The following is a 20,002-nucleotide window of genomic DNA, read 5'->3' as shown; positions in this document are numbered from 1 at the left end:
ATGAATGGGGCGCCGCCTGCTCATATCCTCGCGTGTCGACGGCTTTTCTTGCAGGCTATTCGGCGGGCCGCCCGACCCGAAAAAGCCGGAACCCGCCTGCCACACGGGAGTTGTTAGCGCTAGATGAACTAAGGAGAGCATCCATGCGGACAGTATTCACCGCCACCGCCGCTGCGATCATCCTGGCCGGCTTCTCGGCCTCGGCGATGGCCGAGGAGACCACCGTGATCCATCGCGACCGGGCGCCCGGCATCGCGGTCGAGCATCGCGAGGGAGTCGTCGAGCATCGCGACATCACCACCGGGAGCGTCGATTGCGGCTCGAAGACCGTCCACAAGGAGGACGGCATGGGTAATTCCAAGACCGTCCATAAGGAAGGCTGCAACTGAGCCGGCCCATCACCTGATCCAGCGGCGGCGGGCTCCCTGTCCGCTGCCGCAGGTTGCCCGGGACTTACGGCCCGGGCCTACGGGAGGGCGACGATCTCGCTCTCCCGGACCGCGCGCTCGCCCGTCCGCGACCGGATGCGATACGCGGCCTCCCCGCTGCGATCTTCCGGCATCAGGCGCACGACCTCGAAGGCATCCATGTCGCTGACATGATGGTCGGACGATCCGGACCGGACCATCCGCACGCGCTGATTCAGCTTGAACTTGTAGGTCATCGCGCCAATCCTTCGATGGTGAGTGGGCGGGCCGATCAGCCCCGCTGGCGCGCCTTGCGGGCGGCATAGCGGGCATCGCGCGCGGCTTTCTGCTCGGCCTGCCGCATCTCGGCGGCCCGCGCGGCCTCGGCGACGCGCTCCGTCTCCTCGGCTGCCGCGATCTCGCGCAGGCGGCCTTCCTCGGCCCTCGCTTCGGCCTCCCGCGCGAGCCGCGCGGCGTCCTGTTCGGCCCGCTCGGCCTCGCGCTCGGCGAGACGGGTGGTCCGCGCCGCGGCGATCGCCTGCCGCGCGGCGCGCCGGGCGACGAGGGCCGGATCGTCCTCGGTGGTCCGCGCCTGGAACCGCGCAAGCGTGGCTTGCCGCGCGGCACGGGCGGAGCCCAGCCGATCGCCGAGCGGCGCTTCCTTGAACTTGCCCATGGCTCAGACCCGGCTCAGGGCGAGGGAGCGGATCGGGCGGGAGAACCGGTCGGCGAGATGCCAGTGCAGCTCCCGGACCGAGTGGTAGCGGTAGGTCCGGTCGATCAGGTGGCTGACCTCGCGGCTCTCATCGTCGACTTGCTGCCAGATCTGCTGCACCTGAAACGTGGCGGGCTCGATCGCCGCGCCAGGGGCAGCGGGATGCGAACTGAAGGTGAAATTCACTCAGGATGATCCGTTGGAGGTCGGGCCTGCGCCGTGGCGCAGGGCAGGGCATGCGGATGAAACCATCCGCATGCCGATCGCTGGGCCGTTACGCGGCGCGCAGGTTGCCGGCGGATTGCTTGCCGCTGCGCCGGTCGGTCTCCATCTCGTAGGAGATCTTCTGTCCTTCCGAGAGAGTCTGCATGCCCGACCGCTCGACGGCGGAGATGTGCACGAACACGTCCTTGCCGCCGTCATCCGGTTGGATGAAGCCGAAACCCTTCTGGACGTTGAACCACTTCACGGTGCCGATAGTCATTGTCGTATCCATGATCTGCAAGCGTAGGGTGGAGCTCGGCGCGCTGTCGGCAGCGCCAAGGCTCGAATCAATCGACGGATTTGGAGCGAGTGGCAGAGCATGCGCCGACGGAAGCGCGGCGGAGAGGCTCGGTAATCAGGCCAACAATCGATCCACCATCATTAAATGAAGCAATGCGAGAACGCAAGCCTGTCGCAAAAATATTTGCGATGACCCCCGGAAAGACTGGAAAAATTCTCGAAACCTCGGCTGGAACGGGCACAAATCGATCGATCAAGGCGCTGCCGGCGCTCACGAATCCGAGCCTGGCCCGAGGGAGCGGGCAAGACCCGCATCTCTCGGTGCGGTCCCGATCCGGGTTCGCTCAGGCGGCACCGGGACGCTCCGCCGGGGCGGGCCAGCCGATGCAGGCCTCGTGGGCGCGAAAGTTGCGCAGCCACCAACCCCAATCCTCCGGCACCAGCGCGAACGGGTCGGGATGCGACAGCTCCCGGGCCGCCCAGACCGGCCAATGCGGGTTCGACAGGGCCGGCCGGCCGAGGAAGACGAGGTCGATCAGTTCGTCGCGGATCACCTGGTCGGCGATCGCCGGCAGGCCGAGATTCCAGCTCACCCCGACCGGGATCCCGACCTCGCGCCGCACCCGCGCGCCGCGCTCGACCATGAACGACATCCGGGCGAAGGGCGGATCGGTCATCTCGTCGGTGTTGAACCCGATCGAGAGATCGGCGAGGTCGAGGCCGTGAGCCTTCATCCGGCCGACGGCCACCACCGCCTCGTCGAACTGCACCCCGTCCGGGTGGAGGTCGTCGGAGCCGAGCCGCATGGTCAGCGGCAGGCGCTCGGGCCACACCGCCCGCACGGCGTCCAGCGCCTCGAGGTGGAAGCGCAGCCGGTTGTCGAGGCTGCCGCCGTAGCGGTCGGTGCGCTGGTTGGCGAGCGGCGAGAAGAAGCTGGCGCCGAGATAGCCGTGGGCGAAGTGCATCTCCAGCCACTCGAACCCGGCGTCGAGCGCCCGGCGCGCGGCCTGGGCGTAGGCGCGGTGGATGCCGGCGATCTCCTCGACCGTCAGTTCCTCGACCGGGTAGGTGTAGCGGCCACCATAGGAGATCGGGGAGGGGGCCTTGAGCTGCCAGCCGTCGGGGTGGTCCGGCGGCAATTGCCGCTTGCCCTCCCAGGGTTTCTGCTCGCTGCCCTTCCGCCCGGTATGGCCGAGCTGGATCGCCGGCACGCCGCCCATCTCCCGGATGATGCGGGTGACCCGGGCGAGGCCCTCGACGTGGCGATCGTCCCAGATGCCCGCGCAGGCGCTTGTGGTGCGCCCCTCCGGGGTGATGGCGATCTGCTCGGGGAAGACCAGCCCGAACCCGCCCGCCGCCCGCGAGCCGTAGAGCATGACGTGGTAGTCGCCCATCGCCCCGTCGACCGAGCGATGCATGGTCATCGGCGACATCGCGATCCGGTTGCGGAGCGTGACGTCCTTCAGGGTGAAGGGGCTGAACAGGTCGGGCATGCGGCCTCGCGGGAGGGGCGGGCCGTCCCGCCGGGAGGCCGCTCGCGAGGGTATGGAGCCGGGGCATGGGCCGGCAAGGGAGCGGGAGCGCCGACGGCGATCCGCCGCGGGAAGAGGCACGACGCAGCTGAACCCTCCCCCGCAGAGGGGGGAGGGCTCACGCGGGCGCCGTCGGGGCTTCGCTACTCGATGCCGAGCTTCGCCTTGAGCAGGGCGTTCACCGCCGCCGGGTTGGCCTTGCCGCCGGTGGCCTTCATGGTCTGGCCGACGAACCAGCCGAGCAGGGTCGGCTTGGCCTTGGCCTGCTCGACCTTGTCCGGGTTGGCGGCGATGATCTGGTCGATCGCCGCCTCGATGGCGCCGGTATCGGTCACCTGGCGCAGGCCCCGGCTCTCGACGATCTGGCGCGGCTCGCCGCCCTCGCTCCAGACGATCTCGAACACGTCCTTGGCGATCTTGCCCGAGATGGTGCCGTCGCCGATGAGATCGACGATCGCGCCGAGCTGGCCGGCCGAGACCGGGCTGTCCTCGATCGACTTACCTTCCTTGTTCAGGCGGCCGAACAGCTCGTTGATGACCCAGTTCGCGGCGATCTTGCCGTCGCGGCCCTTGGCGACCGCCTCGAAATAGTCGGCGGAGGCGCGCTCGGCCACCAGCACCGTCGCGTCATAGGGCGACAGGCCGTAGGACTCGATGAAGCGGGCCTTCTTGGCATCGGGCAGCTCGGGCAGGCCGGCGGCCAGACCATCGACGAAGGCCTGGTCGAATTCGAGCGGCAGCAGGTCCGGGTCGGGGAAGTAGCGGTAATCGTGCGCCTCTTCCTTCGAGCGCATCGAGCGGGTCTCGCCCTTGTTCGGGTCGAACAGGCGGGTTTCCTGGTCGATCGTGCCGCCATCCTCGATGATGGCGATCTGGCGCCGCGCCTCGACCTCGATCGCCTGGCCGATGAAGCGGATCGAGTTGACGTTCTTGATCTCGCAGCGGGTGCCGAAGGGGTCGCCGGGCTTGCGGACGGACACGTTCACGTCGGCGCGGAGATTGCCCTTCTCCATGTCGCCGTCGCAGGTGCCGAGATAGCGCAGGATGGTGCGCAGCTTCGTCACGTAGGCCTTGGCCTCCTCCGACGAGCGCAGGTCCGGCTTCGAGACGATCTCCATCAGCGCCACGCCCGACCGGTTGAGGTCGACGAAGCTCATCGTCGGGTGCTGGTCGTGCAGGGACTTGCCGGCATCCTGCTCCAGATGCAGGCGCTCGATTCCGACCCGGATGCTCTCGCCGTCGGGCAGGTCGACCAGCACCTCGCCCTCGCCGACGATCGGGCTCTTGTACTGGCTGATCTGGTAGCCCTGGGGCAGGTCCGGGTAGAAGTAGTTCTTCCGGTCGAACACCGAGCGGTGGTTGATCTGCGCCTTGAGCCCGAGGCCCGTGCGCACCGCCTGGGCGACGCATTCGCGGTTGATCACCGGCAGCATGCCGGGCATCGCGGCGTCGACCAGCGAGACGTTGTCGTTCGGCTCGGCCCCGAAGGCCGTCGGCGCGCCGGAAAACAGCTTCGAGCGGCTGGTGACCTGGGCATGGATCTCCATGCCGATCACCACCTCCCAGTCGCCCAGCGCGCCCTTGATCAGCTTCTTGGGGTTCACGGGAGCGTTCATGAGGGTCTTCTGTCTCTCGCACGAGCTCCCCTCTCCCGCGGGAGAGGGGACGGTTTCATGCCTAGTAGGAAGGGCGGCGCGAAGCCGTCAAGCGCGCGGCGCGATCGTCCGCCGGGCGGTGTAGCCGATGATCGCGTAGATCACCGCCGCCGCCGTGCGCACGGGGAAGAAGGTCGGGAGTTCGCGCCCGATCGGCGCCGGCCACGGCACGCCGATCCCGGTCAGCACCCACGACACCAGCACCGAGGCGACCAGCGCGATCATCGCGACGAGCACCACCTTGCCGAACTGATCCGCCTTCCAGCCGAGATAGAGCGCGAGCCCGATCAGGACGGGGTCGAATGCCGCCATGATCCAGACTTCGGGCGGGTAATAGGGGACGGTCGGGTGGTTCACGCCCACCACGCCTGCGGCAGGGCGATGCGGCCCGCCGCCTCCTCGATCACCTGGCCCGCGGCGAACAGCGTCTCCTCGTCGAAGGGGCGGCCGATGAGCTGGAGGCCGAGCGGCAGACCTTGCGCGTCGAGACCCGCCGGCACCGCGAGGCCCGGGAGACCCGCCATGTTCACCGTCACGGTGAACACGTCGAGGAGGTACATCTCGACCGGATCGGCCTTCGCCTTCTCGCCGAAGCCGAAGGCGGCGGACGGGGTGGTGGGGGTCAGGATCGCGTCGACGCCCGAGGCGTAGACCTGCTCGAAGTCGCGCTTGATCAGGGTGCGGATCTTCTGCGCCCGGACGTAATAGGCGTCGTAATAGCCGGCCGAGAGCACGTAGGTGCCGATCATGATCCGGCGCTTGACCTCACGGCCGAAGCCGGCGGCGCGGGTCCCCTCGTACATCCCGACGATGTCACGCCCCGGCACGCGCAGGCCGTAGCGGACGCCGTCGTAGCGGGCGAGGTTCGAGGAGGCCTCGGCCGGGGCCACGATGTAGTAGGCCGGCAGCGCGTATTGGGTGTGCGGCAGCGACACCTCGACCACCTTGGCGCCGGCGTCGCGCAGCCAGTCGGCGCCCTGCTGCCACAGGCGCTCGATCTCGGTCGGCATGCCGTCGACCCGGTACTCCTTCGGGATGCCGATGGTCAGGCCCTTGACGCCGCGATTCACCGCGGCCTCGAAATCGGGGACAGGCAGATTGACCGAGGTCGTGTCCTTGTCGTCGTGGCCGGACATCGAGGTCAGCAGGATCGCGGTGTCGCGCACCGTGCGGGCGATCGGGCCGGCCTGGTCGAGGGACGACGCGAAGGCGACGGTGCCCCAGCGCGAGCAGCGGCCGTAAGTCGGCTTGATGCCGACCGTGCCGGTGAAGGCCGCCGGCTGGCGGATCGAGCCGCCGGTATCGGTGGCGGTGGCGCCCAGGCACAGGCGGGCCGCGACCGCGGCGGCCGAGCCGCCCGACGAGCCGCCGGGCACCAGCTTGGTGTCGGAATCCTTGCGACGCCAGGGCGAGATCACCGGGCCGAAGGCGCTGGTCTCGTTCGACGAGCCCATGGCGAACTCGTCGAGGTTGAGCTTGCCGAGCATCACCGCGCCGTCGCGCCACAGATTGTGGGTGACGGTGGATTCGTAATGCGGCTGGAAGCCTTCGAGGATCTTCGAGCCCGCCGTGGTGGTCACCCCGTGGGTGCAGAACAGGTCCTTGATGCCGAGCGGCAGGCCCTCGAGCGGCCGGGCCTCGCCGGCGGCGAGCTTCTGGTCGGCGACGTCGGCCATGGCCAGCGCCCGGTCGGGCGTCTCGAGCAGGTAGGCGTTGAGCACGCGGGCCTTCTCGATCGCCGCGATGTGGGCCTGCGTCAGTTCCCGGGCGGAGAAGTCCTTGGCCCGCAGGCCGTCGCGGGCCTGCGCCAGGGTGAGGTCGGTCAGGTCTGCCGGCTTGGTGCTCACGATCGTCCGTCCTGTCGCGGCCTGTCGGCCGCCATGGGTGCGCTCTCGAAGTGGGTCGAGGTTACTCGACGACCTTCGGCACCAGGAAATAGTTGTCCTCGGTCAGCGGCGCGTTGAACACGATCTCGCGGGCATGGCCGCCATCGGTGATCACGTCCTCGCGGCTCTTCATCGCCATCGGGGTCACCGAGGTCATCGGCTCGACGCCCGACACGTCGACCGCGTCGAGCTGCTCGACGAAGGACAGGATGGCGTTGAGCTCGTCCTGGAGCGGCGCCACCTCGTCGTCGGTGACTGCGATCCGCGCCAGGTGCGCGATGCGCCGGACCGTCTTGGCGTCGACCGACATGGGCACTCCGTTCGGACAAGCGAGGGACCGGGCCATAGCGCCCGGCGACCGGTTCACGGCCGCCGGGCGCTATAGCACCGGCTTTCGCGCTGCCGCAACGGGCGGGGCGCTCAGGCCGCCGGGATCCGCAGCGGCAACGCCGCGATGGCGTGGGCCCGGCTCTGTGGCGCCTCGATCAGCACCGCCCGCGGCTTCCAGTTCCGCCGCGCCTCCATCCCGCCGGAATAGAGCACCGCGACGGCGGTCAGCAGCATCAGCCTGTGCTTGCGCGGCATCGTTGCGCGTGCGGGCGTCGGGGGGAGGGCTCGGACAGGGAACGTGTCCCGCGCGGCCGGACGGTTCGCGGTCCGGCGGGCCCGGCGGCCGATCGCGAGGATCGCCTCCGCCGGCACGCGGCGGCGAGGCCCGGCGGTTCCGCCCGGCGCGAAGCTCCCGATGGCGGCGGGCAGCGGGCCCCGCAGCGGGCTCAAGGCCCCGTCGAGGTCGAGGGTCATCCAGCCCTGCAGCCGCGGGGCCGGCCCCAGGAGGGGCGCGCGTTGCTGCCGTCCGGTGGCGAGCGCGAAGGGAAGGATGACGGCGGCCACGGCGACCTCGCAGCGGGAAGACGGCAGGTTAACGTCTCGTTAATCCCGCCGGCCCGGCCCCGCCATGTCAACCTCTTGTTAACCTTAATGTTGCCGCCCGGCCCCGGCTCCTCGCGCCCGCCCCCGGGGAGGGCGGACGCGGCGCGGCTCTACTGCACCGTGACGGCGGTGCCCTTGTGCGGCACGATCACCTGCACGCCGCTGCCGTCGAGGGCGGCGACGAAGCGGTCGGCGCTCTGGTCGACGATCGGGAAGGAGCCGTAGTGGCAGGGGATCACGGCCTTGGGCTGGAAGAAGCGCTTCACGGCGAGCGAAGCGGTCTCGGCGCCCATGGTGAAGCGGTCGCCGATCGGCACCATGAGCACGTCGGGGCGGTAGATCTCCTGGATCAGCGCCATGTCGCCGAAGATGTCGGTATCGCCCATGTGGTAGATCGTGGGCTCGCCCTCGGCCCGCACGATGACGCCGTTCGGCTGCCCGAGCGGCACCGTCACCCCGGCCTCGCTCATGCCGGCGGAATGGTCGGCCCGCACCAGGCTGACCCTGAAACCGCCGGCGTCGACCGTGCCGCCGGTATTCATCGGCTCGAATTGCGTCACGCCCTTCGAGGACAGCCACATGCACAGGTCGTAGTTGGTGACGACCTTGGCGCCGGTCTCGGCGGCGATCTCGACCGTGTCGCCGACATGGTCGCCATGGCCATGGGTGACCAGGATGTGGGTCGCGCCCTCGGTCGCCGCCTTGCGGTCGCCCGCGAAGGCTGGGTTGCCGCTGAAGAACGGATCGATCAACACGTGGGAAGAGCCGAAATCGAGGCGGAAGGCGGAATGGCCGAACCAGGTGATGCGCATCGGACAATCTCCGGGCGAAGGATTTTTAGGAACGGGACGCGGCGGCCGGCCGCCCGGACGCTGCGGCGGGGCGGGGCCGGCAACGCCTACCTAACGCGCGGAGGCCGGCCGTGAACCGGGAGACGATCGCGGCCTTCGCGGCCGAATCGCGCGGCGGCGCCCGCCTGCTCGGGCTCGACCTCGGCACCAAGACCATCGGGCTCGCCCTCTCGGACGTGCAGCGCCGGATCGCCTCGCCGCTGGAGACGATCAAGCGGGTCAAGTTCACGGCCGACGCCGCGGCCCTGGCGGCCATCGCGACGAAGCACGGGGTCGGCGGGCTGGTGGTCGGGCTTCCCCTCAACATGGACGGCAGCGAGGGCCCGCGGGTGCAATCGACCCGGGCCTTCGTCCGTAACCTCAAGCCGATCCTGCCCCTGCCGGTGCTGTTCTGGGACGAGCGCCTGTCGACGGCCGCCGTCACGCGAACCCTGCTGGAGGCCGATGCCTCCCGGGCGCGGCGCGGCGAACTCGTCGACAAGCTCGCGGCGGCCTACATCCTGCAAGGCTGCCTCGACGTGCTCGACGGGCTGCGCGAGGACGGGGAGGATTTCCCGGAAGGATAGGGGCGGCGCACCCGAACCCTCCCCCCACGGAACTCGGGCTTGCCCGAGTTCCGCATCCCTGTGCCCAAGTCGGGCAAGCCCGACTTGGGACGGGGGAGGGTGGCCCCTGCGTCAGCAGGGGCCGGGAGAGGGGCAGCGCGACGCTGATCCAGAGGGCGCCCGTCAGAACGGGTCCGCTTGATCCGGAAGCGTGGTTCCCCTCTCCCGCCCCACTCCGTGGGGCACCCTCCCCCGCAGAGGGGGGAGGGTTGGGCCGGTGCGCCCTATTCGCCGGCCGCGCTCTTGGCCGCCTTGGCCGCCGGCTTCTTCGCCGGTGCCTTCTTGGCGGCCGGTTTCACCGCCGCACTCTTCGCCGCCGTCTTGCGCGCGGCCGGCTTCGGCTTCGCGTCCGCGCCATCCTCGCCGGATGCCGTGACCTCAGCCTTGTCCTTCGCCGCGGTCTTCGTGGCCTTCGTGGTCTTGCCCGCGGCTTTCCGCGCGCCCGCCTTCTTCTTCGTGCCGCCCCCGGCCTCGCGGCGGGCCGCGATCAGGCGCAACGCCTCGTCGAGGGTCACCGCCTCGGCGTCGGCCCCCTTCGGCAGGGTGGCGTTGATCTCGCCGTCGGTGACGTAGGGTCCGTAGCGGCCGGCCTTGACGGTGACCGGCTTGCCGGTATCCGGCGCGGTGCCGATCACGCGGCCCGGATCCTGCGCCGGACGCCCGCCGCCCTGCTCCTTCTGGACGATCAGGTCGATGGCGCGGTTGGCGCCGACCTCCAGCACGTCGTCGTCCTTGCCGAGATTGGCGTAGGTCTTGCCGTGCTGCACGTAAGGCCCGTAGCGGCCGATATTGGCCAGGATCGGCTCGCCGGTCTCGGGATGGCGCGCCACCTCGCGCGGCAGCGAGAGGAGCTTGAGCGCCTTCTCCAGATCGACCGCCGACGGCGACAAGCCCTTGGGCAGCGAGGAGCGCTTGGGCTTCTCCGCCCCCTTCTCGGCCGAGGCCTCGCCGAGCTGCACGAAGGGGCCGAAGCGGCCGTCGCGCAGGGTCACGGGCAGGCCGGTCTCGGGATCGTCGCCGAGGACCCGCACGCCGGGCTGGCCGCCCTCGCCGGCTCCCTCGCCGTCGCCATCGAGGCCGGTCGCGTTGAGCTGGCGGGTATACTTGCACTCCGGATAGTTCGAGCAGCCGACGAAGGCGCCGAACTTGCCGAGCTTGAGCGAGAGCTGGCCGCTGGCGCAGTTCGGGCAGGCGCGCGGGTTCGAGCCGTCGGCCTTGGCCGGGAAGATGTGCTCGGCGAGTAAGCCGTTCAGCGCCTCCAGCACCTCCGCGGTGCGCAGCTCCTTGGTCCCGGCGATCGCCGCCGAGAAGTCGCGCCAGAAATCGCGCAAAACCGCCCGCCAGTCGATCTCGGCGTTCGAGACCCGGTCGAGCTGCGTCTCGAGATCGGCGGTGAAGTCGTACTCGACGTAGCGGCGGAAGAAGCTCTCGAGGAAGCCGGTGACGATCCGGCCCTTGTCCTCCGGCACCAGGCGCTTCTTGTCGATCTTGACGTATTCGCGGTCGCGCAGGACCTGGAGCACGGCGGCGTAGGTCGAGGGCCGGCCGATCCCCAGCTCCTCCATCCGCTTGACCAGGCTCGCCTCGGAGTAGCGCGGCGGCGGCTCGGTGAAGTGCTGGGTCGCGGCGATGCGCTCGCGGGTCAGCGCGTCGTCCTTGCGCATCGGCGGCAGGCGGCGAGATTCCTCGTCCTCCTCGTCGTCCTTGCCCTCCTGGTAGAGGGTGAGGAAGCCGTCGAACTTCACCACCTGGCCGGTGGCGCGCAAATCGATGCGGCGAGGGCCGACCTGGGCGGCGATCTCGACGGTGGTGCGCTCCAGCTCCGCCGATTCCATCTGGCTCGCCACCGTGCGGATCCAGATCAGTTCGTAGAGCTTGGCCTGCTCGGGATCGAGGGTGCGGGCGACCTCCTTCGGCAGCCGGCCGAGATCGGTCGGGCGCACCGCCTCGTGGGCCTCCTGCGCGTTCTTGGCCTTGACACTGTACTTGCGCGGCGCCCCCGGCACGTAGGCGTCGCCGTACTCGGCGCCGATCACCTCGCGCGCCTGTGCCACCGCCTCCGGCGCCATGTCGACACCGTCGGTCCGCATGTAGGTGATGAGGCCGACGGTCTCGCCGCCGATCTCGACGCCCTCGTAGAGGCGTTGCGCCACCCGCATGGTCTGGGCCGGCGCGAGGCCGAGCTTGCGCGAGGCTTCCTGCTGGAGCGTCGAGGTGGTGAAGGGCGGCTGCGGGTGGCGCTTGGCGGGCTTGGCCTCGACCGAGGCGACCGTGAAGGTGGCGAGTTCCAGGTCGCGCCGGAAGGCCTCGGCCTCCTCGGCATTGCCGACGTCGAGGCGCTGGATCCGCTTGCCGTCGGCGCCGACGAGCCGGGCTTCGAACACCGCCCCGCTCTCGGTCTTGAGCGTGGCGACGATCGACCAGTATTCCCGCGGCTTGAAGGTCTCGATCTCGCGCTCGCGGTCGCAGACGAGGCGGAGCGCCACCGACTGCACCCGGCCTGCCGAACGGGCGCCCGGCAGCTTGCGCCACAGGACCGGCGAGAGGTTGAAGCCGACGAGATAATCGAGCGCGCGGCGCGCCAGGTAGGCATCGACGAGGGCCTGGTCGATCGCCCGCGGCTGGGCCATCGCGGTCTCGACCGCATCCTTGGTGATGGCGTTGAAGGTGACGCGCTCGACCGCGACGTCCTTGAGCACCTTCTTCGCTTGCAGCGCCTCCAGCACGTGCCAGGAAATCGCCTCGCCCTCGCGGTCCGGGTCGGTCGCCAGGATCAGGGTATCGGCGCCCTTCACGGCTTTCGCGATCTCGGCGACGCGCTTCGCCCCACGATCCTCCAGCTCCCACAGCATATGGAAGTCCTGCTCGGGATCGACCGAGCCGTCTTTCGCCGGAAGATCCCGGATATGCCCGAACGAGGCCAGCACCTCGTAGTCGCTGCCGAGGTATTTATTGATCGTCTTGGCTTTGGCGGGCGACTCGACGACGACGACTTTCATGGACGGGCTGCCTCTTCGAAGAGCACACCGCGGCAGATCGGGCTTCAACTTGTGCGGGGCGGCCGGCGCGGATTTTCGTGCGGCGAAGCGGACAAGTGGGTGATGACGCGGCGGTTGTCAAATACCGCCGATGATCCCCGCGCGTTCCTCAAGCCGTCCTTGCGGCCCGCTTCCGCGGATCCTATAGCCCTGTGCTCAGGATGAGCACCCAGGCACCCCCCGGCTTCCCGCACCGCCACCTCCTCGGCATCGAGGGCCTCTCGCCCCTCGACATCGTGGCGCTCCTCGACCGTGCCGACGAGGCCGTCGAGATCAGCCGCCAGGTCGAGAAGAAGCGCACGACGTTGCGCGGACGCACCCAGATCAACCTGTTCTTCGAGCCCTCGACGCGGACCCAGTCCTCGTTCGAGCTGGCCGGCAAGCGCCTCGGCGCCGACGTGATGAACATGTCGGTCGCCTCCTCGTCGGTGAAGAAGGGCGAGACCCTCATCGACACCGCCGCGACGTTGAACGCGATGCGCCCCGACATCATCGTGGTGCGCCACCACCAGGCCGGCGCGGTGCATCTTTTGGCCCGCAAGGTCGATTGCTCGGTGGTCAATGCCGGCGACGGCGCCCACGAGCACCCGACCCAGGCGCTCCTCGATGCCCTGACCATCCGGCGCAACAAGGGCCGGATCGAGGGGCTCCAGGTCGCGATCTGCGGCGACGTCCTGCATTCGCGGGTGGCGCGCTCGAACATCATCCTGCTCATGGCGCTCGGCGCCCGGGTGCGGGTGATCGGCCCCTCGACGCTGCTGCCGCCGGGGCTCGCGCGCTTCGGCGTCGAGGTCTTCACCGACATGCGGGCGGGGCTCAAGGACGCCGACATCGTGATGATGCTGCGGCTCCAGCGCGAGCGGATGAACGGCTCCTTCGTGCCCTCGGTGAAGGAGTACTTTCGGTATTTCGGCCTCGACGGCGACAAGCTGCGCCACGCCAAGCCCGATGCGCTGGTGATGCATCCGGGCCCGATGAACCGCGGCGTCGAGATCTCGTCCGAGGTCGCGGATGGCGCGCAGTCGCTGATCCGGGAACAGGTCGAGATGGGGGTCGCGGTGCGGATGGCGGTGCTGGAGGCGCTGGCGACGCACCTGCCGAACGCGTGACGCATCAAGGGGGTAACTTTCGAGAAGGGCGCCACGGTCCAACCCTCCCCCCTCTGCGGGGGAGGGTGGCGAACGGAGTGAGCCGGGAGAGGGGCAGCGCGACGCTTCAAGACCTGGCGCCCTTCAGAACGGTTCCGCGTCATCCGGAAACGTGGTTCCCCTCTCCCGCCCCGCATGCGCGGGGCACCCTCCCCCGCAGAGGGGGGAGGGTTCAGGGACGGCGAGCTTGAGGAGGGGTGGATGGAGCAAGAGAAGCGAAATCCGGTCTCCGAACGACTCAGAGACTTTGCAAAGGACCAGCGCTCCCTCTCCACACGCGCGGAAGCTTTATTCTGGAGCCAGGTCCGCGCCGGCCGTCTCTCCGGTCACAAGTTCAAGCGGCAGGTTCCCATCACTCCCTTCATCGTCGATTTTCTCTGCCCTGCGGCCAGGTTGATCGTCGAACTCGACGGCGAGCCGCACGAGACAACCGAGCGCCGCAAGCGCGACGCGGCCCGGGATGCCTGGCTTCGCGCCCAAGCCTTTGAGATCATGCGGTTCACGAACGAAGCCTTCCTCGGCAACCCTCAGCGCGCGCTCGACGCCGTGCTCGTCGCAGTCGAGCAACGCTCCGCCATGCTTCCGCCGAACCCCAAGCGGCCTAATCCATGACCACACTCCTCCTCACCAACGCCCACCTGATCGACCCCGCCAGCGGCCGCGAAGGCCCGGGCGCGGTCCTCGTCCGCGACGGATCGATCGCCGACATCCACTGGGGCACCCCCGCATCCGTGCCCGAAGGCGCCGAGGTGATCGAGTGCGGCGGGCAGGTGCTCACCGCCGGCCTCGTGGATCTCCGCGCCTTCGTGGGCGAGCCGGGCGCCGAGCACCGCGAGACCCTGGCGAGCGCCAGCGCCGCCGCCGCCGCCGGCGGCGTGACCACCCTGGTCTGCATGCCCGACACCAACCCGCCGATCGACGAGCCGGCGATCGTCGACTTCGTGCTGCGCCGCGCCCGCGACACCGCCAGCACCCACGTGCTGCCGGCCGCCGCCATCACCAAGGGCCTCGCCGGCCAGGTGATGACCGAGTTCGGCCTGCTCACGGAAGCCGGCGCCGTCGCCTTCACCGACGGGCTCAAGGCGGTCACCAACGCCCAGGTGATGCGTCGGGCGCTGACCTATGCCCGCGATTTCGGCGTGCTCCTGATGCAGCACGTCGAGGAGCCGACGCTGGTCGGCGACGGGGTGATGAACGAGGGCGAGATGGCCTCGCGGCTCGGCCTGCACGGCATTCCGCGCGAGGCCGAGACGATCCTGCTCGAGCGCGACATCCGCCTCGTGCGCCTGACCGGCGGGCGCTACCACGCGGCGATGATCTCCTGCGCCGACTCGGTCGAGATCGTGCGGCGGGCGAAGGAGGCGGGCCTGCCGGTCACCTGCGGCGTCTCGGTCAACAACCTGGTGCTGAACGAGAACGACATCGGCCACTACCGCACCTTCTGCAAGCTCTCGCCGCCCTTGCGGACCGAAGCCGACCGGCAGGCGGTGGTGGCCGCGCTCAACGAGGGCGTGATCGACGTGATCGTGTCCGACCACAACCCGCAGGACGTCGAGACCAAGCGCCTGCCCTTCGCCGAGGCCGCCGACGGGGCGCTGGGCATCGAAACGCTGCTCGCCGCCGCGCTCCGCCTTGTGCACGCCGGCGACATCGCGCTGCCGCGGCTGCTCGCCGCCCTGTCGGCCGCCCCCTCGCGGGTGCTCGGCCGCGAGACCGGGCGTCTCGCCCCCGGCGCGCCCGCCGACCTCGTCCTGATCGACCCGGACGCGCCCTACGTGCTCGACAAGCGGCAGCTCAAGTCGCGCTCGAAGAACTCGCCCTTCGACGAGGCGCGGCTGCAGGGGCAGGCCTCCCTCACCATGGTCGCCGGCCGCATCGTCCACCGCCACGAGGAGACGCGCTGATGGCGCCGGACTGGACGCAGATCGCCCTCTGGCTCGGCATCGGCTATCTCTTCGGCGCGATCCCCTTCGGGCTGATCCTCACGCGCTTGGCCGGCCTCGGCGACGTGCGGGCGATCGGCTCGGGGAATATCGGCGCCACCAACGTGCTGCGCACCGGCCGGAAGGGCCTCGCGGCGGCGACGCTGCTCGGCGACGCGCTCAAGGGCACCGCCGCGGTGCTGATCGCCTCCCGCTTCGGTGGCCCGGAGGCGGCGCTCGCCGCCGGCCTCGGCGCCTTCCTCGGCCATCTCTTCCCGGTCTGGCTCGGCTTCAAGGGCGGCAAGGGCGTCGCCACCTTCATCGGCGTGCTGCTCGGGCTGTTTCCCCTCGGGGTGCTGGTCTTCGCCGTGGTCTGGCTCGGCCTCGCCGCCTTGCTCCGCTACTCCTCGGCCTCGGCATTGGCGGCCTCCGCCGCCACTCCGGCCGCCCTGTGGGCGTTCGGGCAGGGGCGCCTCGCCGTGCTGTTCTGCGTGCTCGCCCTGCTGCTATGGTGGAAGCACGCGCCCAACATTCGCCGCCTCGCCGCGGGGACGGAGGGGCGCATCGGGCAGAAGGGCTGAAGGTCTAACAACGACCCTCACCCAAGGTTCGACGGACCTTTGAGGGAGAGAGGGTCTTGCAGTTAAGCGACGCGCAACGCCTCGACTGGCTCCGGCTGATCCGCTCGGAGGGTATCGGGCCGCGCACCTTCCGGGGATTGGTGAACCGCTTCGGCGGGGCCGGCGCGGCGCTGAAAGCCCTGCCGGGCCTGGCCAAGGCCCGGGCCAAGCCGATCCGGGTCACCACCAAGGCCGAGGCCGAGCGCGAGATCGCGGCCGCCGCCCGCCTCGGAATCCGGTTCGTGGCGATGGGCGAGCCCGACTACCCCCTGCCGCTCCAGGCCACCGCCGATGCGCCGCCGCTCCTGGCGATCCGCGGCGACGCCGCCTGCCTGAAGCGGCCCGCCGTCGCCATCGTCGGCTCGCGCAACGCGTCCGCGGCCGGCCTCACCTTCACCGAGCGCCTGTCGCACGCGCTCGGCCATGAGGGGCTGGTGGTCGTCTCGGGGCTGGCCCGCGGCGTCGATGCCCGCGCCCACAAGGCGGCCTTGTCGAGCGGCACCGTCGCGGTCCTGGCCGGCGGGCACGACCGGATCTACCCGTCCGAGCACGAGGAGCTGGTCACGCGGATCCTCGATTCGGGCGGCGCGGTCGTCGCCGAGATGCCGATGGGCTGGGAGCCGCGCGGCCGCGACTTCCCGCGCCGCAACCGCATCATCTCGGGGTTGTCCCTCGGCACGATCGTGGTCGAGGCGGCCCGCCGCTCCGGCTCGCTCATCACCGCCCGCTTCGCCCTGGAGCAGGGCCGCGAGGTCTTCGCCGTGCCCGGCTCGCCCCTCGATCCGCGGGCGGAGGGCACCAACGACCTGATCCGCGACGGCGCCACGCTCTGCGCCGCCCCCGAGCACGTGATGGCGGTGCTGACCCCGCTGATCGGCGGTCCTGCGCCGGAGACGGGAGCCGAGGACGCGGCGGACCGGCCCGAGCCCACCCTCTACTGGGACGAGATCGACTTCTCCGCCGAGCCGATCACCGCCATGGCCGCCGAGCCGGCGCAGAGCCCCCTCGACCACGACCCCGCCTCCGAGGCCCCGGCGCGGCCGGCGCTGCGGGACGACCAGGCCGTCCTGCTCGAACTCCTCGGTCCGTCGCCGGTGCCGGTCGACGCCCTGGCGCGGCAGGCCGGGATGTCGGCCCGGGTGGTCCAGGGCCTGTTGATGGAGCTGGAACTCGACGGGAAGATCTGGCGGCATCCGGGCGGGGCGGTGTCGCTGCGCTGACCCGGTTAGACCGTCCCACCCCGATGCATCGCCTCCACGCGCTGCGTGAACCGCCCGTCCGGCCCGTGCAGCACCAGGGCCGGCGCCAGGGTGAACGGCGCGCGGCTGCCGCGCACGCCCGCCACCAGCACCCGGATCGCCGCGGTCTCCGCCCGCGCCTGGACCGCCGTGACCGTGAGCCCGCCGAACCGGCCGGCCAGGGCGTCGAGGCAGGCGGGCAGCGCATCGGCCCGGTGGATCAGCACCAGCCGGCCGCCGGGGCGCAGGAGGTCGGCGCAGGTGCGCAGCCAGGCCTCCAACCCGCCGGGTTCCGGGAACCCGTGCGCCGCGGCGCGCACCGCCACCGGCGAGGCGCGGTGGCGGCCGGCCTCGAAGAAGGGCGGGTTGGTCAGGAGCAGGTCGACCGAATCGGGCAGGAGCCCGGCGGCGCGGCGCGCGCGGCCCGGCCCCGTCACGTCGGCCTCGATCACACGGACGCGGTCGGCGAGCCCGTTCTCCTCCGCGTTGAGGCGGGCGAGCGCCGCGGCCTCCGGGTCGCGCTCGACCAGCATCACCCGAACCTCCGGGCAGGCGCGGGCGACGGCGAGCCCGACCGCCCCGGTGCCGGCGCCGAGGTCGCAAATCGTCTCGCCGGCCCGCGCGCCGGCCGCGGCCGCGAGCAGCACCGCGTCGGTCCCGGCCCGGTGGGCGCCCCGGGGCGGCTGGCGCAAGGTGAGGCGCCCGCCGAGCCAGGATTCGGCCACCGGGCGCGCCTCGCCCGCTTCGCTGTTGACCGCCTCTCCCGCTTCGCTCATGGCCGCCTCTCCCGCTTCGCTCTTGGCCGACTCTCCCGCTCCGCTCATGGGTGACGCAGCTCGTGGGCGAGGCCCGCATCGGTGAGGATGCGCCGGGCTTGGCGGGCATGGTCCTCCGGCACCAGCAGCCGGCGCGGGAAGGCGCCGATCATCCCCTCCATCATGCTGATGTGGTTGTCGGCCACCAGAACCGGGATCTCGGCGCCGGTGAGAAGCGATTCCGCGAAGCCGATCAGGACGAGGTCGTTGGTGCGGATCAGCTCGATCATGGTGCGGCACGCGGGTCCCTGCTCGGATCGCGGCTGCCATACCACACAAGCGTGCCGGTTGCGCCGCACGGCCGGGCCGGGGCGCCGGCTTCCGGGCCTTGCGGCAGCTTGCGTGTTGCCGCCGGGGGCGCTCGCATGCCAAAGGGGGCGGGAGTAGATCGAGGAGCCCCGCGGTTCGGGGCGGCTCTGAGGAGATCGCGCGGGCGTGGGCGTCGTACTTCCCCTCCAAGATAGACCTTCCGATCCGGAGGCCAGCCTCGATGCCCTGGTGGGGCTCGTGGCGGGCGGGATGGAGCGCGTCAACGCGATGATCCTGTCGCGGACCGGCTCCGACGTGACGATGATCCCGGAGGTCGCCAACCACCTGATCTCCTCGGGCGGCAAGCGCCTGCGCCCGATCCTGACCCTCGCGACCGCCACCCTGTCGGGCTACGGCTCGGCGAAGGGCGAACACGCCGACGGCGACGTGAAGCTCGCCGCCAGCGTCGAGTTCATGCACACCGCGACACTCCTGCACGACGACGTGGTCGACGAGAGCGACATGCGCCGCGGCAAAGTGGCGGCGCGGATCAAGTGGGGCAACGAGGCCAGCGTCCTCGTCGGCGACTTCCTGCTCGGCCAGGCCTTCAAGATGATGGTCGAGGTCGGCTCGCTGCGCGCCCTCGACATTCTCTCGTCGGCCGCCTCGGTGATCGCCGAGGGCGAGGTGATGCAGCTCACCGCCGCCCGCAGCACCGAGACCACAGAGGACGAGTATCTGGCGGTGATCCGGGCGAAGACGGCCGAGTTGTTCGCCGCCGCCTGTGAGGTCGGCCCGGTCATCGCCGAGCGCCCGAAGGCCGAGATCGCCGCCTGCCGCAGCTACGGCATGAATCTCGGCATCGCCTTCCAGCTCGTCGACGACGCCCTCGATTACGGCGGCACCAGCGCCGATCTCGGCAAGAATGTCGGCGACGACTTCCGCGAGGGCAAGATCACCCTGCCGGTGGTGCTGTCGTTCCGCCGCGGCAGCGAGGAGGAGCGTGCGTTCTGGCGCCGCACCCTGGAGCGCCAGGAGATCGAGGATCCCCGCGACCTCGACGCGGCCATCGCGATCATGCGCCGCCATCGCGCCCTCGAGGACACGATCGAGCGCGCCCGCCATTATGGCGCCATGGCCAAGGACGCGCTGGCGCTGTTCCCGGCCTCGCCGATGAAGCAGGCGCTGCTGGAAGCGGTGGATTTCTGCATCGCGCGGGCGCGGTAGGAGCGGGGACCGCTCCGCCCAGTCGCGTCGAGCCCTTCAAGTCGGGCTCCCACCTGCAACCTCGGGACGGGGTCGCGGAAAGTTCGGCGCGTGTGGAACCTGCCGGGCTCGCAGGTCTCCGCCCGTCCTGACCCATCGAGCCGGCACGGGCGAGGACGCGCGGCACTGCCTACCGCAGCAGCGTCGCCCGCACCCACCAGCCCGGCTGCGCCGCCGCGATCGCCCGCGCCGCGGCGACGGCCGCCGAGCGGTGGCCGAACAGCCCGAACACCGTGGCGCCGGAGCCCGACATCCGGGCGAGGCGGCAATCCGGCTGGTCGCGCAGGGCCGCCAGGGTGTCGCCGATCACCGGCGCGACCGTCAGGGCAGGGGCCTCCAGGTCGTTGCGGGCCGGGGCGATGCGGGCGATCAGGGCACCGAGATCCTCGCCGCCGGCCATCTCGGGATGGACCTCCGCGGCGCGGGGATGCGCCTCGCCGACCTTGAGCCCGAGGGCGCGGAAAACCGGCGCCGTCTCGACCGGCACGCCGGGATTGATCAGCACCGCCGGCATGGCCGGCAGGGCGAGGGCAGGACCCACCGCCTCGCCGGCGCCGCGCATCATCCGGGCCCGCGGATCGAGGCAGACCGGCACGTCGGCGCCGGTGCGGCGGTGGG

General features: G+C 70.7%; 22 protein-coding genes and 1 pseudogene. 8 read left to right on the top strand and 15 right to left on the bottom strand.

What is annotated here, in order from left to right:
• The first annotated feature begins 143 nt into the window (after positions 1 to 143).
• A complete protein-coding gene (locus tag VQ03_RS01255) occupies positions 144 to 389 on the top strand; it encodes a hypothetical protein (protein WP_048449036.1) in 246 nt (81 codons plus the stop codon).
• A 77-nt stretch (positions 390 to 466) separates the two neighbouring features.
• Here VQ03_RS01255 and VQ03_RS01250 read toward each other — a convergent pair whose 3' ends face one another.
• The 11 genes from VQ03_RS01250 to VQ03_RS01200 form a co-directional block, all read right to left on the bottom strand.
• A complete protein-coding gene (locus VQ03_RS01250) occupies positions 467 to 664 on the bottom strand; it encodes a hypothetical protein (RefSeq protein WP_048449035.1) in 198 nt (65 codons plus the stop codon).
• Positions 665 to 699: 35 nt separating this feature from the next.
• Entirely contained in the window at positions 700 to 1,083 is a 384-nt protein-coding gene (locus VQ03_RS01245; protein ID WP_048449034.1) for a DUF6481 family protein, read from the bottom strand.
• Positions 1,084 to 1,086: 3 nt separating this feature from the next.
• Positions 1,087 to 1,308, bottom strand: coding sequence for a hypothetical protein (locus VQ03_RS01240; RefSeq protein ID WP_048449033.1), 222 nt, complete (start codon positions 1,306 to 1,308; stop codon positions 1,087 to 1,089).
• Positions 1,309 to 1,396: 88 nt separating this feature from the next.
• The gene (locus VQ03_RS01235) at positions 1,397 to 1,606 is read right to left on the bottom strand and encodes a cold-shock protein (protein WP_048449032.1); all 210 of its coding nucleotides are present in this window, start codon (positions 1,604 to 1,606) and stop codon (positions 1,397 to 1,399) included.
• Positions 1,607 to 1,970: 364 nt separating this feature from the next.
• Positions 1,971 to 3,119 (bottom strand): oxidoreductase, encoded by a 1,149-nt coding sequence (locus VQ03_RS01230; RefSeq protein ID WP_048449031.1) that lies wholly within the window; start codon positions 3,117 to 3,119, stop codon positions 1,971 to 1,973.
• A gap of 182 nt (positions 3,120 to 3,301) precedes the next feature.
• Entirely contained in the window at positions 3,302 to 4,774 is a 1,473-nt protein-coding gene (gene gatB / locus VQ03_RS01225) for an Asp-tRNA(Asn)/Glu-tRNA(Gln) amidotransferase subunit GatB (RefSeq protein ID WP_048449030.1), read from the bottom strand.
• A gap of 87 nt (positions 4,775 to 4,861) precedes the next feature.
• Positions 4,862 to 5,125 carry a hypothetical protein gene (locus tag VQ03_RS01220; protein ID WP_048449061.1) on the bottom strand — a complete coding sequence of 88 codons (264 nt, stop codon included), beginning with the start codon at positions 5,123 to 5,125 and terminating at the stop codon, positions 4,862 to 4,864.
• A gap of 41 nt (positions 5,126 to 5,166) precedes the next feature.
• Positions 5,167 to 6,660, bottom strand: a complete 1,494-nt coding sequence (gatA, locus tag VQ03_RS01215) for an Asp-tRNA(Asn)/Glu-tRNA(Gln) amidotransferase subunit GatA (RefSeq protein ID WP_048449029.1) — start codon at positions 6,658 to 6,660, stop codon at positions 5,167 to 5,169.
• A gap of 61 nt (positions 6,661 to 6,721) precedes the next feature.
• Entirely contained in the window at positions 6,722 to 7,009 is a 288-nt protein-coding gene (gene gatC / locus VQ03_RS01210) for an Asp-tRNA(Asn)/Glu-tRNA(Gln) amidotransferase subunit GatC (protein ID WP_048449028.1), read from the bottom strand.
• A 110-nt stretch (positions 7,010 to 7,119) separates the two neighbouring features.
• Entirely contained in the window at positions 7,120 to 7,593 is a 474-nt protein-coding gene (locus VQ03_RS01205; protein ID WP_053078351.1) for a hypothetical protein, read from the bottom strand.
• Positions 7,594 to 7,742: 149 nt separating this feature from the next.
• Positions 7,743 to 8,444 (bottom strand): metal-dependent hydrolase, encoded by a 702-nt coding sequence (locus tag VQ03_RS01200; RefSeq protein ID WP_048449027.1) that lies wholly within the window; start codon positions 8,442 to 8,444, stop codon positions 7,743 to 7,745.
• Positions 8,445 to 8,554: 110 nt separating this feature from the next.
• Here VQ03_RS01200 and ruvX point away from each other — a divergent pair, with 110 nt between their 5' ends.
• A complete protein-coding gene (gene ruvX / locus VQ03_RS01195; protein ID WP_048449026.1) occupies positions 8,555 to 9,049 on the top strand; it encodes a Holliday junction resolvase RuvX in 495 nt (164 codons plus the stop codon).
• Between the two features lie 263 nt (positions 9,050 to 9,312).
• Here the strand turns inward: ruvX and topA are convergent, their stop codons facing one another.
• Positions 9,313 to 12,087: a type I DNA topoisomerase gene (topA, locus tag VQ03_RS01190; protein WP_048449025.1), complete on the bottom strand. Its 2,775-nt coding sequence runs from the start codon at positions 12,085 to 12,087 to the stop codon at positions 9,313 to 9,315.
• 200 nt (positions 12,088 to 12,287) lie between these two features.
• On the opposite strand from topA, the gene VQ03_RS01185 reads away from it, so the two are divergent.
• From VQ03_RS01185 to dprA, 5 genes are all read left to right on the top strand, one after another.
• Complete coding sequence (locus tag VQ03_RS01185) at positions 12,288 to 13,235, top strand: aspartate carbamoyltransferase catalytic subunit (protein ID WP_048449024.1); 948 nt, start codon at positions 12,288 to 12,290, stop codon at positions 13,233 to 13,235.
• A 240-nt stretch (positions 13,236 to 13,475) separates the two neighbouring features.
• Positions 13,476 to 13,886: an endonuclease domain-containing protein gene (locus VQ03_RS01180; RefSeq protein WP_048449059.1), complete on the top strand. Its 411-nt coding sequence runs from the start codon at positions 13,476 to 13,478 to the stop codon at positions 13,884 to 13,886.
• Entirely contained in the window at positions 13,883 to 15,178 is a 1,296-nt protein-coding gene (locus tag VQ03_RS01175; RefSeq protein ID WP_048449023.1) for a dihydroorotase, read from the top strand. The genes VQ03_RS01180 and VQ03_RS01175 overlap by 4 nt, the downstream gene beginning before the upstream one ends.
• Positions 15,178 to 15,777 (top strand): glycerol-3-phosphate 1-O-acyltransferase PlsY, encoded by a 600-nt coding sequence (gene plsY, locus VQ03_RS01170; protein WP_048449022.1) that lies wholly within the window; start codon positions 15,178 to 15,180, stop codon positions 15,775 to 15,777. The genes VQ03_RS01175 and plsY overlap by 1 nt, the downstream gene beginning before the upstream one ends.
• 56 nt (positions 15,778 to 15,833) lie before the next feature.
• Positions 15,834 to 17,036, top strand: coding sequence for a DNA-processing protein DprA (dprA, locus tag VQ03_RS01165; protein WP_048449021.1), 1,203 nt, complete (start codon positions 15,834 to 15,836; stop codon positions 17,034 to 17,036).
• A 5-nt stretch (positions 17,037 to 17,041) separates the two neighbouring features.
• Here dprA and VQ03_RS01160 read toward each other — a convergent pair whose 3' ends face one another.
• Both VQ03_RS01160 and VQ03_RS01155 read right to left on the bottom strand, forming a co-directional pair.
• Positions 17,042 to 17,830, bottom strand: coding sequence for a tRNA1(Val) (adenine(37)-N6)-methyltransferase (locus tag VQ03_RS01160; protein WP_048449020.1), 789 nt, complete (start codon positions 17,828 to 17,830; stop codon positions 17,042 to 17,044).
• Between the two features lie 44 nt (positions 17,831 to 17,874).
• A complete protein-coding gene (locus VQ03_RS01155) occupies positions 17,875 to 18,099 on the bottom strand; it encodes a putative signal transducing protein (RefSeq protein WP_048449019.1) in 225 nt (74 codons plus the stop codon).
• A gap of 205 nt (positions 18,100 to 18,304) precedes the next feature.
• On the opposite strand from VQ03_RS01155, the gene VQ03_RS01150 reads away from it, so the two are divergent.
• Positions 18,305 to 19,345 (top strand): polyprenyl synthetase family protein, encoded by a 1,041-nt coding sequence (locus VQ03_RS01150; RefSeq protein ID WP_048449018.1) that lies wholly within the window; start codon positions 18,305 to 18,307, stop codon positions 19,343 to 19,345.
• 169 nt (positions 19,346 to 19,514) lie between these two features.
• On the opposite strand, the pseudogene VQ03_RS01145 reads toward VQ03_RS01150, so the two are convergent.
• Positions 19,515 to 20,002, bottom strand: a pseudogene (locus VQ03_RS01145) (4-(cytidine 5'-diphospho)-2-C-methyl-D-erythritol kinase); the annotation flags it as partial.

Origin of the sequence: Methylobacterium tarhaniae, from assembly GCF_001043955.1 — a bacterium.
Classification (GTDB): Bacteria; Pseudomonadota; Alphaproteobacteria; order Rhizobiales; family Beijerinckiaceae; genus Methylobacterium; species Methylobacterium tarhaniae.
Note: the sequence above shows the minus strand (reverse complement) of the source record. Positions and strands in the feature narration are given on the sequence as shown.

Coding starts and splice junctions, on each gene's coding strand:
- gatB (WP_048449030.1), bottom strand. CDS start 4,774: ATGAACGCTCCCGTGAACCCCAAGAAGCTGATCAAGGGCGCGCTGGGC.
- gatC (WP_048449028.1), bottom strand. CDS start 7,009: ATGTCGGTCGACGCCAAGACGGTCCGGCGCATCGCGCACCTGGCGCGG.
- VQ03_RS01160 (WP_048449020.1), bottom strand. CDS start 17,830: ATGAGCGAAGCGGGAGAGGCGGTCAACAGCGAAGCGGGCGAGGCGCGC.
- VQ03_RS01185 (WP_048449024.1), top strand. CDS start 12,288: ATGAGCACCCAGGCACCCCCCGGCTTCCCGCACCGCCACCTCCTCGGC.
- VQ03_RS01245 (WP_048449034.1), bottom strand. CDS start 1,083: ATGGGCAAGTTCAAGGAAGCGCCGCTCGGCGATCGGCTGGGCTCCGCC.
- VQ03_RS01220 (WP_048449061.1), bottom strand. CDS start 5,125: ATGGCGGCATTCGACCCCGTCCTGATCGGGCTCGCGCTCTATCTCGGC.
- VQ03_RS01235 (WP_048449032.1), bottom strand. CDS start 1,606: ATGACTATCGGCACCGTGAAGTGGTTCAACGTCCAGAAGGGTTTCGGC.
- VQ03_RS01200 (WP_048449027.1), bottom strand. CDS start 8,444: ATGCGCATCACCTGGTTCGGCCATTCCGCCTTCCGCCTCGATTTCGGC.
- VQ03_RS01175 (WP_048449023.1), top strand. CDS start 13,883: ATGACCACACTCCTCCTCACCAACGCCCACCTGATCGACCCCGCCAGC.
- VQ03_RS01155 (WP_048449019.1), bottom strand. CDS start 18,099: ATGATCGAGCTGATCCGCACCAACGACCTCGTCCTGATCGGCTTCGCG.
- topA (WP_048449025.1), bottom strand. CDS start 12,087: ATGAAAGTCGTCGTCGTCGAGTCGCCCGCCAAAGCCAAGACGATCAAT.
- VQ03_RS01230 (WP_048449031.1), bottom strand. CDS start 3,119: ATGCCCGACCTGTTCAGCCCCTTCACCCTGAAGGACGTCACGCTCCGC.
- VQ03_RS01250 (WP_048449035.1), bottom strand. CDS start 664: ATGACCTACAAGTTCAAGCTGAATCAGCGCGTGCGGATGGTCCGGTCC.
- VQ03_RS01180 (WP_048449059.1), top strand. CDS start 13,476: ATGGAGCAAGAGAAGCGAAATCCGGTCTCCGAACGACTCAGAGACTTT.
- VQ03_RS01255 (WP_048449036.1), top strand. CDS start 144: ATGCGGACAGTATTCACCGCCACCGCCGCTGCGATCATCCTGGCCGGC.
- plsY (WP_048449022.1), top strand. CDS start 15,178: ATGGCGCCGGACTGGACGCAGATCGCCCTCTGGCTCGGCATCGGCTAT.